Raw genomic sequence first — 13,745 nt, forward strand, 5'->3', positions numbered from 1 at the left:
GATCACCAGCCACCCACCAGACCCGGTGACAACACCCCCCGGATCATGACTGCGACTGGGGGCGGGAATCATGCCGGGTCTGGCTGGCCAAAGCCCCGATTATCGGGGCGTGAAGATAGTAACGGGGCAGCGATCCGTCCGGCACCTGACGAATTTCCAGGCGGAGCGCTTCATCGACGATGGTCACGCGCGACCCTGGCGACGACGTCAGAGGGTCGTCAGCAAGCGCAACTGATGTTCGGTTTCGTTTCCGGCGACCAACGAAAAGAATCCGGTCTCACGACGCTCGACTCCCGTCAGGCCCTCGCTGTCGGAGAAGAGGTTCCATGCGATGTCGTCGACATGCGCGATCGTTCCGCGAGTTCGCGCGAACGCCAGTAACAGCGGACTCGCCTGGCGGCGGAGCACTTGACGGTCTGAATTCAGCACATAGGGCGGCCAGCCGGCGCGCAGGACGAGATAGTAAGGAATGGAGCCGGGATCGATTTTCATGGGGGCCGTTTCATGTGCGGGCCTGCGTTGGCTATCGAGCTGCAGCCTGCACGACCTCCGGGAAAGTGTTCGATGGATCGACGGCAGCCTGCCGTGGTGAGCGTTCAGATGATGGGTTGAACCCGCTCGATTCGCAGATACCGACCAGACGCTGCCACGCGGCAATTGAACTGGAATTGTAGCGCCAAGAACGTCTGCCGTATCAAAATGAACGCGTGCCGTATTCGACTCCGCGAGCGGGTACCGACCGACGTTGATCGATGCCGCGAACTGCAAATTCGCAGGTGGCGAGCGATGTGTCATGACTCCCGCGAGCGAGCGGGCAATGCGAGAACTCTTTGACCGACGCGTGAGCGCGGCAACGTTCCGGGAAGCGGGTGCCGACCGTATCGCCCGGCGCTCGAAACGGATCGCCCGGTGACACAGTTACAAGATAGCCATTGACCCTGCCGTTCGTGGAAGTTAGTGTGATTGTCGAAGTCCAAGAAGTCCGATTGCTGTTCATCAATTTCCCGCCCCTCGGCGGTATTCGTTGTCCTCTCCCTCCTTGACACTTCGATCGCTCTTCAACAGAGCAAATCTTCGTAATTTTTCCTCAAGGATTCGTCATGGATACCGGTACCGTCAAATGGTTCAACGAGAGCAAAGGCTTTGGCTTCATCACGCCGGACAACGGCGGTGACGATCTTTTCGCTCACTTCTCCGAAATCCAAACCGATGGCTTCAAGACGCTCGCTGAAAATCAGAAAGTGAGCTTCGAAACGAAGCAAGGCCCGAAGGGGCTGCAGGCGGCCAACATCAAGCCGCTGTAAGTTTGAAGGGCCCGGCCTGCCGCGACGGACGCCGGGTCGCAGCGCGCCCCGCACGGAGCGTCGCCATCTGAAGCTGGCGCGGCGGCTCTTTGCTGCACCTGTTTATTCAGCAGCGTGCGAAGCGCCACATGCCTCGTTGCACTTCCCTCTGCGCCTCTGGCCGCAACGCCTTTTTGCGCGTGCCGACTGCTTCGGATTCAGCTCGCAATGGCTTTGAATCGATGCACATTCGCACGGCACGCGCGCACGCGAACATCAAGAATCAAAATGCAAAACAAACGAATTCAACAGTACAACGGCTATGCCGTCCAACCGTCGGCACATCGCTTGCCCGACGGTCGCTTTTCATCCAACCTGCTGCTTCAACGCACCGATAGCTCATGCGACGAAGGTCGTTACCAGTTCTATTCGCTCGATTACTTCCCGAGTGAAAAACAGGCACTGCGACACTCGGCACGCTGGGCACGCAACTGGGTCGATACGCGAGGGTGATGGCAACGTCCTGCAAATGGCGGGGCCGGCGGGATGTCCCGAACGACTCGGTCGCGTTCATTACTCGATGACACGCGGCGGTGTCGACAACTCCGCCAGCTGAAACAAACAATCCCCGCGCTGCACCTGCGCGGGCACGCGCTTGCATACCACTTCGCCGTCGCCCTTGAAGCGGTGCAGCACCGGTTCGCGCAGCGGCGTATCGGGGAAATGCACCCACGCGGCCGGTTGGCCGGCCTTCACCTGGTCGCCGAGTTCGACGAGCGGCTCGTACAGCCCGCGCTCGTACGCGTAGACGAAATGGCGCTCGCCGTCGACCCGCATGAAGCGCGTGACGGTGGGCGGCGCATCGGGCACGAGCGCGCCGCGCAGCAGCCCGATATGGCCGAGGTAGTGCAGCAGCCCGTGGCGGCCCATCCGGATCAGCGACGGGTCGGCCATGCCCGCGCCGCCGAGTTCGGTCACGATCGAGATCGCACCCTGCCGGCGCGCGGCCGACGCCGAATGCACGGGGTTCGGTGCGTGCAGCAGCGCATTATGCAGCCCGAACGCGACCAGCAGCCCGTTGAGCTTCGCGGCTTCGTCGGCGTCGAGCGGATCGATCGCGAGCATGTTGCCGCCCTGGTACAGCAGCGAGCTGCCGCCCGAGTGCAGGTCGACCAGATACTGCGCGCGCGACAGCAGCGCATGCTCGATGTAGTGGGCGATCACCTGCGTCGGCGTGCCGGTCGGGTTGCCGGGGAAGCTGCGGTTCAGGTTGCCTTCGTCGAGCGGCGACACGCGCAGGCCTGCGTCCGCCGCCGGGAAATTCGCCATCGGCAGCAGAATCAGCTGCCCGCTGACCATCTCGGGCTCGATCTCGCGCATCAGTTGCGACACGATGATCTGGCCTTCGTACTCGTCGCCGTGATTGCCGGCCATCACGAGCGCGACCGGGCCGTCGCCGTTGCGGATCGACGCGATCGGGATCGGCAGCCAGCCGTATGCCGAGCGGTGCACGGAATGCGGCAGCCGCAGGTAGCCCGCGTGCTTGCCTGGTGCGTCGAGATCGATTTCGCAGTGGATGGGATTGCGGTGCGAGGAAGAGGCGGTCATGGCGGCATCGTTCGATGAACGGAATTCGCCATCTTATCGGGAAACGGCCGCTGCGCGCCGTGCCCGACGCGCGCAACGCCGAACGCCATCAACCGGCACGCGCATGGATCATGGGTACGGCGAGTTGCAAAGCCGATACGCGAGACCCCGTGCGATGTTGCAGCGATGAACGCATGCCGGTAGGTCGGCCGGCCGCATTCGGGCGGGATATTTCGCGCCGGCCCCTTGCCGCGACAGGGCCGGCGGGCGCAACCGGCTTAACGTCCCGATGTTTCAGCTTCGAGACGTCCTTCTTCCCACAGAGCCCAGAAACGGCTGCCGGCGCGATACGGATTCCCGCGGCGTGCGCCGTGATCGGCGATGCCCTGGCGAAATGCGCCGTACAGCGTCAGCGGCGGATTGTCGACGCATCGGGCCTCGCGTGCGGCCGGCATGCGGCGTTCGCACACGAGCCGGCGGATCAGCGATTCGCCGTCGATCACGTCCATTTCGTCGACGGATTCACTGCGGCTGAGGACTTCGACGGTATTCATGTTGAGTCTCCCTGACAACCTGTTTCCCTGACAGGGAGCAATAAGGGTGCCAGGCTTGAAAAGCCTTGCGCTGCATCGATCGTGCCGGCTTCTGCGGCCAACGTGACGGGTGGCGGGCGGCGATGTTACGGAACACGTCACGTGACACGCGAACGCGCAACGACACGTGCGGCCACGCAAAGCGTTTCGGAATTGAATCGTCGGGAGGAGGCGGGGGAAAGCGGGCGGTGCAGCCGGGTCAGTTCGCGGTGACCGGCGTGACCCGGCTGCTGCCGCTCGAATAGAAGCGATAGATGCCCTTGCCGGCCGACTTCGCTTCGTACAGCGCGCTGTCGGCCTGCCGGATCAGTTCGTCGGGGGAGCCGTGCCCGTCGTCGAGCGCGATGCCGATGCTGATCCCGAGGTTCACCGTCTCGCCGATCGACAGCGTGTACGGCGCCGAGATCTGCCGGATGATGCGCGCGGCGAGGAGCGAGCATGCGTGCATCGTCGTGTCGTCGATCGCGACGACGAACTCGTCGCCGCCGATGCGGGCCGCCAGCTCGCCGGACGTGAGGGTCTTGCCGAGCCGCGCGGCGACCTGCGTGAGCACGTCGTCGCCGGCCTGGTGGCCGAACCGGTCGTTGATCGCCTTGAAGCCGTCGAGGTCGAGATACATGACGGCGAGCGCGGGGCCCGGCGCGCGCGGCCGGCGCGCGAGCATCCGCTTGAGCTCGGCATGCAGTTCATGACGGTTCGGCAAGCCCGTCAGCGCATCGTGCCGCGCGAGATGCCGGATGTGCTGCTCGGTCCGGCGGCGCGCGGTGACGTCCTCGACGATGATCACCGCGTTGCCGTCGGGCACGCGGTGGCGCGTCAGTTCGAGCTGGCGGCCGTCGGCGAGCACGACGTCGAGCGGCGCGGGTTCGTCGCAGGCCAGCCAGCACTCGCACTGCGCGGCGAGACTGGCGCCGCCGGGATCGGTCGCGTCGTTCGCGCCGAGCGCCGCGACGACGGCGGGCAGCGGCGTATCGAGCATGATTTCGCGCGGCGAGCCGAACAGGTGCGCGGTGCGCCGGTTCGCGACGATCACGCGGCGCTCGCCGTCGATCATGCACAGGCCGTGCGGCATGTAGGTGAGCGCGGCGTCGAAGCGCGCGACGAGTTCGGCGTTGCGCTGGCGGGCGGCGATCAGCGCGACGAGCACGCGATAATGACGCTGGACGACCGTACGCATCGCGGCGAGATAGATCGCGAGCGGCGGCAGCAGGAGCCACGCGCCCGACCGGTGGGCCAGCAGCGCACCGACGCCGATCGGCAGCACGCCGAGCGCGACCTGCATCATCGCGAGCCGCGGCAGCGCCGCATTGCGCGACGCGATTCCGCCGAACACGCCGCCCGCGACCATCACCGACAGCGTGCCGAGCTCGACGTCGACGGCCTGCACGCAGCCCATCACGCCGAGGCCGAGCACGAAGCACGCGACGAGCGACACGGGCGCATAGCGCATCGCCCAGTATTCGGCACGGTCGTCGCCGGCGTTGCGTCGAACGGTGTACGCGCGCGCGATCGAGAGCCGCGCGATGAGGAGGCCGACGTCGACGATCAGCCACGCGAGGCACCAGAACTCCTGCAGCCGGATCAGCGCGACGGCCGCGACGAAGCCGCTCGCGAGTCCGGAGAGCGCCATCGGTCGGACGTCTTCGAATAGCGTAACGAGCATCGACGGGCGCAGCGCAGCCGTCACACGGTGGTTGCCGGAGGGGGGAGTGGCGAGAACGGAGTGCAGGAGAGATGCCCTGACTGCCATGGTTGTTAACCTCGACACGATGTCGCGTGATGTCGCGATGGCTGGCGGCGACCGCGCGGCACATGGCGGAAGCCCGGCCAGGCCGGATGCGCACGACATTACCATGAAACACGGGCGGCACCGCTCGCCGCGCCGGCCACTAGTCGTAGTCGTTAACCCCGCCCGCGAATGGCTTGCGCATTCGTGGGCGCCGGGGCAGCATCGTCGCGAACGGAACGCGGCTCGGCGACCGGCAGGAGACCGGTCACCGTGCACGGCGCGCGTGCCTGCCGGGCTCGGTCGACACGATCGACACCGCTGCAACCGGGCGCGCGACGCGGTCGAATCGATACCCGCGACCGGCTGCCGCAGCCCGGCTGAATACCGTTATAAGAAATTCAATAAGTATTTCATGCGAGAAATACTATAGGCGATATATCTAAAACAATGCCAGAATGCGCGCCGCTCCGAACGTCGCGACACCCGATCGCCGTCCGAGCCGCCTCAGGAGGTTCCCCCCCAAATGAAAAACCACGGCCTGTCACGGCGGGGTTTTCTGAAAGCCAGCGTGCTGGCGGGCGTCGCAGTGTATGTCGCGCCCCTGGGCAGCCGCGCGTTCGCGGCGCTCTTCGAAGAAAAACTCCTCACCCCCGTCAAATGGGATAGCGTCACCGGCATCCCCCAATTCCGCATCGACGGCATCGCGAAGGTCACGGGCTCGAAAGTGTTCGCCCGTGACGTGCGCGCAGCCGACATGCCTCACTGGCCGCAGCAGCAGTCGCATGCGCTGATCCTGCGCGTCACGCAGGCCGACCGCACCTACGAAGGCTTCGACCTCTCGCTGCTCGGCGACGACCTGAAGCCGGACCGCGTGGTCACGGCCGACGATCTCGTGCGCGACGGCGTCGCGTTCCCGACGTTCTACGGCGACGACATGTTGCTGCCGGCCGGCAAGACGCCCGCGTATCTCGGCCATGCGGTCGCGATCCTCATCTACCACGACTTCGCGCGCTTCCGCTTCGCGAAGAACGCGCTCAAGTTCCGCGACGACGTGATCCGCTACGGCGCGGTCACGGGCCCGCTCGAGCGCGATCCGTGGGGCACCTTCCGCTACGTGCGCGTGGGCGGCAAGACGGCCTACGACGACGACGTCTATTCGAGCCTGAAGGACGCGCCGATCTTTCCGAGCATGATGCGCAAGCACCTGCCGGTGTGGCCGGACGGCAAGGAGCACGGCAAGCTCGACGAGCAGGGCATGTTCCTCGCCGGGCAGATCGCCGGTGAGCTCGATCATCCGCCGGCCGACTGGCTCGTGTTCGACCGCGAGTACAACACGCAGTCGGTCGACACGTCGGCGCTCGAACCGGACAACGCGAACTGCTGGTACGACGCCGCGACGCAGTCGCTGCACCTCGTCGTGCCGACCCAGTCGCCGCTCGAAGTGGCGGAGAACGCGGCCGCGATGGTCGCGAAGTGCCGCTTCCCGGTGAAGAAGCTGTTCGTGCATCCGTGCTACACGGTGGGCTACGGTTCCAAGGATCACTTCAACGTGCCGTTCTACGGCCTCGTCTGCGCGCTGTACGCGGACGGCCGCCCGGTGCGTTTCGCGAACGACCGCTACGAGCAGTTCCAGACGTCGCTGAAGCGTCACGCGTTCAAGATGCACTACCGGATCGCGGTGGACCGCAACACGGGCCTGCTGCAGTCGTTCAAGGGCGACTTCGAGGCGAACGGCGGCGGGCGCTCGAACTTCTCGCCGTCGGTGGCGATGGTGGGGGCGACGGCCGCGCAATCGATCTATTACTTCCCGAAGAGCGACCTGGCCGCGGTCGCGATCGCGTCGCGCGCGATCGATGCCGGCTCCGCGCGTGGCTACGGCACGCTGCAGAGCATGGCGGCGACCGAGATGGCGGTCGACGAGATCGCCGCGCAGCTGAACATCGACCCGATCGAGTTCCGCCTGCGCAATGCGCTGCGTTCGGGGATGAAGAACACGCAGGGGGCGATTCCCGCCGGCGCGCTGCGCGTCGACGAGGTGCTCGAGCGCTCGAGGCAGCATCCGCTGTGGACGCACCGCGCCGCACGCAAGGCCGAATACGAGGCCGCGCATCCGGGCAAGCGCTACGGCGTCGGCTTCGCGTGCGTGCAGAAGGACTTTGGCACGGGCGCGGAAGCGTCGTTCGCGAAGGTCGAATTCGACGAGAACGGCAAGGTGTCGCTGCAGCACACGGCGGCCGAGATCGGCACCGGGATGTCGACGTCGCAGGCCGTCGCGGTCGCGAAATGGCTGGGCCGTCCGGCCACGGACGTGCGCGTGGCCGTGACCGAATGGCCGGACCTGCCGGTCGAGACCAGCGGCGATCCATACATCATGTCGCAGGCCGACCAGGATCGCCTGAGCGCGAATCCGCGCTGGTCGCCGAGCTATGCGTCGCCGTCGAGCGCGACGAACTCCGCGTACTACTTCACGCACAGCACGCGCGAAGCCGCGCGCGCCGTGTTTCGCTACGGCCTGTGGCCGGCGGCGATGTCGATCTGGACGCGCGGTCTCGGCGGCGGCCAGGCTGCCCCGTACACGATCCGCATCGAGGACGCGCGCTGGGTCGACGGCAAGCTGACCGCCGACGGCCTCGAGCCTTTGTCGTTCGAACAGCTCGCGAAGCAGGCCCATGCACTCGGCCTGCCGACCGGCGCCGTCGTGCACGTGTTCAACCGCTGGCAGTGGACCGACGCCGAGTTCGAAGTGGGCGGCTCGGTCGAGCGTCTGCCGATCGACGGGCTGTCGCTGCGCGTCGGCGCGCCGAAGACGGGCGACAACGGCCCGGTGCCCGGCACGGCCGCACCGGCCGGCGCAACCGCGATGCACGGCACGCTCGCGCCGACCGCGAACGGCTACCGCGTGCTGGACCGCAAGCGCGTGTTCATCCCGCCGACGAGCCGCAACAACGCGGCCGTCACGTACTACACGGCAGTCGGCACGCTCGTCGAGCTGGCCGTGCACGAAGCGACCGGCAAGGTCGAGCTGCTCACGCACCACTCGATCATGGAGTGCGGCAACCAGATTTCGCCGCAGCTCGTGTCGGGCCAGTTGCAGGGCGGTCTCGCGATGGGGATCGGCCACGCGTTGCACGAGTACCTGCCGCTGTATGAAGACGGCCCCGGCAACGGCACGTGGAACTTCAACCGCTACCAGCTGCCGCGCGCGTCCGACGTCGCTGTGTGGACGCAGACGGGCGACGTGCTGCCGCCGCTGTCCGAGACCGATCCGCCGAAGGGCGTCGCCGAAGTGGTGATGATTCCCGTCGTCGGCGCGATCGTGAACGGCATCGCGCACGCGATCGGCCATCGTTTCACCGACCTGCCGGTGACCCCGCAAAAGATTCAGGAGGTGCTCGCATGACGACCGCCCAAACCGCGGCTTCGGCCGCGAGCGCCAGCGCCGCCGCGACCGGCGCTTCCGCGCCGAGCGCGGCTTCGGCCGCACCGGCATCGGCCCCGGCCGCGGCTGTGCCGGCTTCGGCACCGGCTGCCGTCGAGCGTCCGCTCGTCCGGTTCCAGTCGAAACCGCTGTCGATCAATATCAACGGCAAGTCCGTCGGCCCGATGCAGGTGCCGGAAGGGCTGATGATGATCGAGTTCCTGCACGAGTACGCGGGCCTCACCGGTTCGCGGCTCGGCTGCGGGCAGGGCATCTGCCACGCGTGCGTCGTGATCGTCGACAAGCCGGACGGCACGAGCGAGGAAATGCGCACCTGCATCACCGGCGCGCACTTCTTCCACGGCCGCTCGATCCGCACGATCGAAGGCCACGCGAAGCGCAACGAAGGGGGCGAAGTGGTCGAGCTGTCGCCGATCCAGCAGAAGTTCCTCGAGCACTTCAGCTTCCAGTGCGGCTACTGCACGCCGGGCTTCGTCAACGCGGCGACCGTGCTGATCGAACGCCTGAAGCGCGAGCCGGTTGCGAAGGCCGACGTCGAGCGCACGATCACCGAGGCGCTCGATGCGCACCTCTGCCGCTGCACGGGCTATGTCCGCTACTACGAAGCCGTCAAGGACGTGGTGCTGACGACGCCGGGACTCGTGAAGGACGCCGCATGAAACGCACATTCGCTCATCGTGTCGCGCGGGCTGCGGGCTTCCCCGCGCTCGCGGCCGCCTGCGCGCTGCTGCTCGCCGCATGCGGCGGCCATGACGCACCGGCCTCGAACGCGGCTTCCGGCGCGCCGGGTGCCGACCAGATCGCGCGCGGCCGCTACCTCGTCAAGGCCGCCGATTGCGCGGCGTGCCACACCGCGAAGGACGGCGCACCGTTCGCCGGCGGCGCGCCCCTCGAATCGCCGTTCGGCACGTTCTACGGCTCGAACATCACGCCAGACAAGGATCACGGGATCGGCAGCTGGAGCGCGGACGATTTCTACGCCGCGCTGCATGACGGCAAGGCGCCGGGCAAGCGCCTGTATCCGTCGATGCCGTACACGTCGTACCGTCAGCTCACGCGCGCCGATTCCGACGCGATGTACGCGTACCTGAAGACCGTCAGGCCGGTCGCGCAGGAAAACCGCGAGCACGAGCTGAAGTTCCCGTACAACCTGCGTTTCGGGATGGTCTTCTGGGACATGGTGTTCCTGAAGGACAGCCTGCCCGATGCGTCGACCGGCCAGTCCGCCGACTGGCAGCGCGGCCGCTATCTGGCTGGTGCGCTCGGCCATTGCGCGGAATGCCATACGCCGCGCGCGTTCACGGGCCAGCTCGACAGCGCGAAGCCGTTCGCCGGCGCCGCGCTCGGCCGCGTGGCCGCGCCCGACATCACGCCGGCCGGCCTGGCCGCGCGCGGCTGGACGGGCGCCGACCTGCAGACGTTCTTCGGCGTCGGCATCGCGCCGCAAGGCTCGGCGTTCGGCGAAATGTACCCGGTCGTGCACCTGAGCACGCAGACCATGTCGAAGGACGACCTGCGCGCGCTGTCCGTGTACCTGCTGGGCGATACGCCGCCCGCGCCGCAACCGGTGAAGCCGGTATCGGCCGACGCCGCGCAGCTCGCGGCCGGCCGCTCGGTGTATCTCGCGGTCTGCGCGGGCTGTCACGGCTTCAACGGCGAAGGCAAGCCGCACGTGGCGGTGCCGATGAACGGCAATTCGACGGTGCGCCAGGGCGACCCGCGCAACCTGCTGGTCGCGATGCTCGACGGCATCGACGAGCAGAAGTTTGCCGGCTTCGAGAACCTGCAGCCGATGCCCGGTTTCGCGCACACGCTGAGCGACGACGAACTCGCGCAGCTCGCGAACTACCTGCGTGCGACGTGGGGCGGCCAGCCTGCGAGCGTCACGCCGGCCGACGTGAAGGCCATGCGTTAAGTCGTGCCGCAGGGCGGGGCGTCGCGCGCGATTCAGCCGGTTTCCGGTGCTCGCGCGCGACGCGTCGTCCGATTTTCTCGCGGCGGTTCTTCAGTAGCCGCTGCCGCCTCCGCCTCCGCTGCCTCCCGCGCCGCCACCGCCATACCGGCTCATGCCCGGTCCCTGCGCAGGGCCACTACCCGACGACATGCATCCCGCCGACAGCACGAGCACCAGCGCGGCGATCAGCGCCGCGGCCAACCTTGCCGATTTCATGTCCGCCTCCTTGCCACGCGCGGGCCGCTGGAAAGGCCGGTTCGCGTGAACCGCACGTCTGCGCGCTGACGGAACATGAAACGTTTCGGAGGGGCGGTTTATTCCATGCATATCGCGTATCGTGGCCCGTGTCGGGGGCAGACCGGATGCATCCAGCCGTGCCTTGGTACACTCCGGCAGCCGCCATTCCGATTCCAATGACAAAAGCATGAGTGCCATTCCAGAGCGCCTACAGCGCAAATCGTTGCGTGCGTCCAGTCGTGCCGTGTACGGCTGCCTGTCGTTTGGCGTGGGAGGCCCGTTGGTCGCGGCGCTCGTCTGGCCGGCCGTGATGCTGGTCGTGTGGTCGATCCTCGACGGTCCATCGTGGGAGGTCGTGAAGGGCTGCGGGCAGATGGCGGTGCTGGTTTTCGTCGCGTCGTTCGTGTTCGGCTACTTTCTGCCCGCGATGGCCACCGGCGGCATCATGGGCGCGATCGGCACACGGCTCCGGCCGCGCTGGTTCGTGTTGCTGGGAATGGTCGTGGGCACCGCCACGATGATCGGCTACGTGCTGTTCCAGACCTGGCTGATCGACGCGGACAAGGTTGGCGACATCAACGCGATCACCACGGTCGATGCGATCGTGACGTCGGCGGTGTTGTCGCGCTGGCTGCATCGGCGGCTCGAACGCCGGCGTTGAGCGCGACGCGGGTTGAGGTCGAGTGCCTGAGCGACGACCCGCACGAACGGGACGAACCGAACGGCACACGTGAGCGCAACGGCGGCCAGCGCGCGGTCATGTTTTCCTGGTTGCGGATGCCGCCGTCGAGGCGGCCCGCGATCAACGATAGACGAGATCGGCGCGGCGGTTCTGCGCCCACGAATCCTCGTCGTGGCCGAGCGCAACCGGCTTTTCCTTGCCGAGGCTGACCGCCTCGAGTTGCGTGGCCGGCACACCGAGCGTTTCGAGCCCGCTCATCACGGCCTGCGAGCGGCGTTGGCCGAGCGCGAGGTTGTATTCGGACGTGCCGCGTTCGTCGGTGTTGCCCTGGATCAGCACGTGCCGCGCCGGATGGCTGCGCAGGTAGTCGGCATGCGCCTGCAGCAGCGACTGGAATTCGGGCTTGACGGAGTACTGGTCGAAATCGAAGTAGATGCTGCGCTTCGAGAGCGGGCTGTTCGGATTATTGAGATCATCGGCCGTCACCGTTGCGACGGCTTCGCTCGAGGGTGTCGGCGCCGTGCCGGCATTCTCGGGCGTCTTCGCCGCCTGGTGGCAACCGGCCAGCAGCACGAAGGTTGTCAGGACCGCAAATCGGTTCGTTTTGCTCATCGTTCGTCTCCAGCGGTTGACTGCGTTGAACGCGTGGGGCGTGCGATCGGCACGCCCCTATCCGGCCGGAATGGCGCGAAAGGTCCGGCGCTCACGACGTGAATCATGTTCGTAAGCCGGTGGTGCGCCATATGAAAGAGTGTCGCGACCGGAACGCCAAATCTCGGCGTCACTGGAAACAGATTAGGAAAAATGTCACAGCGTGACCAGTTTCTCCGCATTTTTTTGCGTCGATACGACAGATCTGGCCGCATTTTTGCCGTCGCGCGGCGCGATGCCACAGCGAAACGGCCGCGCGCGGGCGCGGCCATTCCGGCTCGGGCATGACGATCGGGCGGGGCTGGAAATGCATGCCCGACGCAGTCGGCGCAACCGCGTTGCGCTGCGCCGCGCCGTCTTGCGTCGTCAGAACTTGTGCCGCAGCCCCATTGCGACGACGACTTGGTTGCTGTTCGCCGACGGCGTCAGCGTCCAGACGGTCGCGTTGAACGCGGGATGGCCGTTGCCGCCGCTCACGCTCTGATAGACGCCTTCGAGATACGCATCGGTGCGCTTCGACAGCGCATAGTCGGCTTGCGCCACGACCTGGTTCCATTTCGGGCGCGTCTGGCCGGTGCGCGTGTCGAAGCGGCCCATCGTGTACGTGTAGGCGGCCGAGAGGCTCAACGCCCGCGTGACGACGTAGCGCCCGTCGACCGAGAAGTTGTCGAACACCAGCGATTCACCCTTCAGCGGCGCGATGCCGCCGCCCTGGAGCACGCCGGTCACGCCGTCGGTGGTCGAGTGCGACCACGCGGCGCCGACCGAATGCGGCCCGAATGCATAGCGGCCGGCCGCGGCCCAGATCTGCTGGTTGCCGCCCGTGATCGTCGCCGACCCGTCGACCGTGCTCAGTGCGCCGTTCGGGTTCGGGGCATTCCGGTCGCGGCTGATCTTCAGGTAGCCGGCGCCGAGCTTCAGCGGCCCGGTCGCATACGACACGCCCGCGCTCCACGCCGCGTTGTTGGCGAACTGGCCGGCCGTGTTCGAGAACCCGACCATCGCGCCGAACGTCAGCCCGCGGTACGTCGGGCTCGTGTACTTCACAGCATGGTTGATGCGAAGGTTGCGGTTCGAATCGTCGTTGTCGTACGGATGCACCGCGAGGTTGCCGCCCCAGCCGGGGCCGGACGCGCCGAGCGGCGTCACGAAATCGAGGATCAGGTCGTACTGGCGGCCGAACGTGAGCGTGCCGGCCGTCTTCGAACTCAGGCCGACCCATGCCTGGCGGCCGAACAGGTCGACGCCTTTCTGCGACAGTGCGCCGGTGGTACCCGAGAAGCCGTTCTCGAGCGTGAAGACCGCGGCCGTCCCGCCGCCCAGATCCTCGCGGCCGCGCAGCCCCCAGCGCGACGCGTTCAGTGCGCCGCTCGTCATCGCGACGGTGCCGCTGCCCGGCGAGCCGGCGCCGTGCGTGCGCTGGTTGGTCGCGTAGGTGATCGACGTGTCGATCAGGCCGTACAGCGTCACGCTGCTCTGTGCGTGTACCCCGCCCGACGCGAGGGCGGTCAGGCAGGTGGCAATGGCGGTCCCCGCGAGTCGAGTGCTGGCGTGCTGGTTCATCTTGTAGGAATGCATAGGAGTTTTTAT

13 protein-coding genes are annotated in these 13,745 nt (G+C 66.8%); 6 read left to right on the top strand and 7 right to left on the bottom strand.

Annotated elements, in window-relative coordinates; genetic code table 11:
- Positions 1–207: 207 nt before the first annotated feature.
- Positions 208–492, bottom strand: a complete 285-nt coding sequence (locus tag CFB82_RS25265) for a hypothetical protein (protein ID WP_069251621.1) — start codon at positions 490–492, stop codon at positions 208–210.
- 608 nt (positions 493–1,100) lie between these two features.
- Between CFB82_RS25265 and CFB82_RS25270 the strand changes: the two genes are divergently transcribed.
- A complete protein-coding gene (locus CFB82_RS25270) occupies positions 1,101–1,304 on the top strand; it encodes a cold-shock protein (RefSeq protein ID WP_069251620.1) in 204 nt (67 codons plus the stop codon).
- 267 nt (positions 1,305–1,571) lie between these two features.
- Positions 1,572–1,796: a hypothetical protein gene (locus tag CFB82_RS25275; RefSeq protein WP_083266092.1), complete on the top strand. Its 225-nt coding sequence runs from the start codon at positions 1,572–1,574 to the stop codon at positions 1,794–1,796.
- Between the two features lie 60 nt (positions 1,797–1,856).
- On the opposite strand, the gene CFB82_RS25280 is transcribed toward CFB82_RS25275, so the two are convergent.
- The 3 genes from CFB82_RS25280 to CFB82_RS25295 form a co-directional block, all read right to left on the bottom strand.
- The gene (locus tag CFB82_RS25280) at positions 1,857–2,891 is read right to left on the bottom strand and encodes a succinylglutamate desuccinylase/aspartoacylase family protein (RefSeq protein WP_089485748.1); all 1,035 of its coding nucleotides are present in this window, start codon (positions 2,889–2,891) and stop codon (positions 1,857–1,859) included.
- A 257-nt stretch (positions 2,892–3,148) separates the two neighbouring features.
- Complete coding sequence (locus CFB82_RS25285; protein ID WP_089485749.1) at positions 3,149–3,424, bottom strand: hypothetical protein; 276 nt, start codon at positions 3,422–3,424, stop codon at positions 3,149–3,151.
- Between the two features lie 238 nt (positions 3,425–3,662).
- A complete protein-coding gene (locus CFB82_RS25295) occupies positions 3,663–5,213 on the bottom strand; it encodes a sensor domain-containing diguanylate cyclase (protein ID WP_089485751.1) in 1,551 nt (516 codons plus the stop codon).
- A gap of 502 nt (positions 5,214–5,715) precedes the next feature.
- Here CFB82_RS25295 and CFB82_RS25300 point away from each other — a divergent pair.
- The 3 genes from CFB82_RS25300 to CFB82_RS25310 are packed head-to-tail and all read left to right on the top strand — an operon-like array spanning position 5,716 to position 10,546.
- Positions 5,716–8,592 carry a xanthine dehydrogenase family protein molybdopterin-binding subunit gene (locus CFB82_RS25300; RefSeq protein ID WP_089485752.1) on the top strand — a complete coding sequence of 959 codons (2,877 nt, stop codon included), beginning with the start codon at positions 5,716–5,718 and terminating at the stop codon, positions 8,590–8,592.
- The gene (locus CFB82_RS25305; protein ID WP_089485753.1) at positions 8,589–9,290 is read left to right on the top strand and encodes a (2Fe-2S)-binding protein; all 702 of its coding nucleotides are present in this window, start codon (positions 8,589–8,591) and stop codon (positions 9,288–9,290) included. Before CFB82_RS25300 ends, CFB82_RS25305 begins: the two co-directional genes overlap by 4 nt.
- Positions 9,287–10,546: a cytochrome c gene (locus CFB82_RS25310; RefSeq protein ID WP_069251614.1), complete on the top strand. Its 1,260-nt coding sequence runs from the start codon at positions 9,287–9,289 to the stop codon at positions 10,544–10,546. The genes CFB82_RS25305 and CFB82_RS25310 overlap by 4 nt, the downstream gene beginning before the upstream one ends.
- A gap of 90 nt (positions 10,547–10,636) precedes the next feature.
- Here the strand turns inward: CFB82_RS25310 and CFB82_RS43370 are convergent, their stop codons facing one another.
- Entirely contained in the window at positions 10,637–10,801 is a 165-nt protein-coding gene (locus tag CFB82_RS43370) for a hypothetical protein (RefSeq protein ID WP_179255453.1), read from the bottom strand.
- Between the two features lie 208 nt (positions 10,802–11,009).
- Here CFB82_RS43370 and CFB82_RS25315 point away from each other — a divergent pair, with 208 nt between their 5' ends.
- The gene (locus CFB82_RS25315) at positions 11,010–11,483 is read left to right on the top strand and encodes a hypothetical protein (protein ID WP_089485754.1); all 474 of its coding nucleotides are present in this window, start codon (positions 11,010–11,012) and stop codon (positions 11,481–11,483) included.
- Positions 11,484–11,624: 141 nt separating this feature from the next.
- Here the strand turns inward: CFB82_RS25315 and pal are convergent, their stop codons facing one another.
- Complete coding sequence (pal, locus tag CFB82_RS25320; RefSeq protein ID WP_089485755.1) at positions 11,625–12,116, bottom strand: peptidoglycan-associated lipoprotein Pal; 492 nt, start codon at positions 12,114–12,116, stop codon at positions 11,625–11,627.
- 405 nt (positions 12,117–12,521) lie between these two features.
- Positions 12,522–13,733, bottom strand: coding sequence for a porin (locus CFB82_RS25325; RefSeq protein ID WP_373558847.1), 1,212 nt, complete (start codon positions 13,731–13,733; stop codon positions 12,522–12,524).
- Positions 13,734–13,745 lie beyond the last annotated feature (12 nt).

The organism is Burkholderia sp. HI2714 (assembly GCF_002223085.1).
GTDB classification, from domain to species: domain Bacteria; phylum Pseudomonadota; class Gammaproteobacteria; order Burkholderiales; family Burkholderiaceae; genus Burkholderia; species Burkholderia lata_D.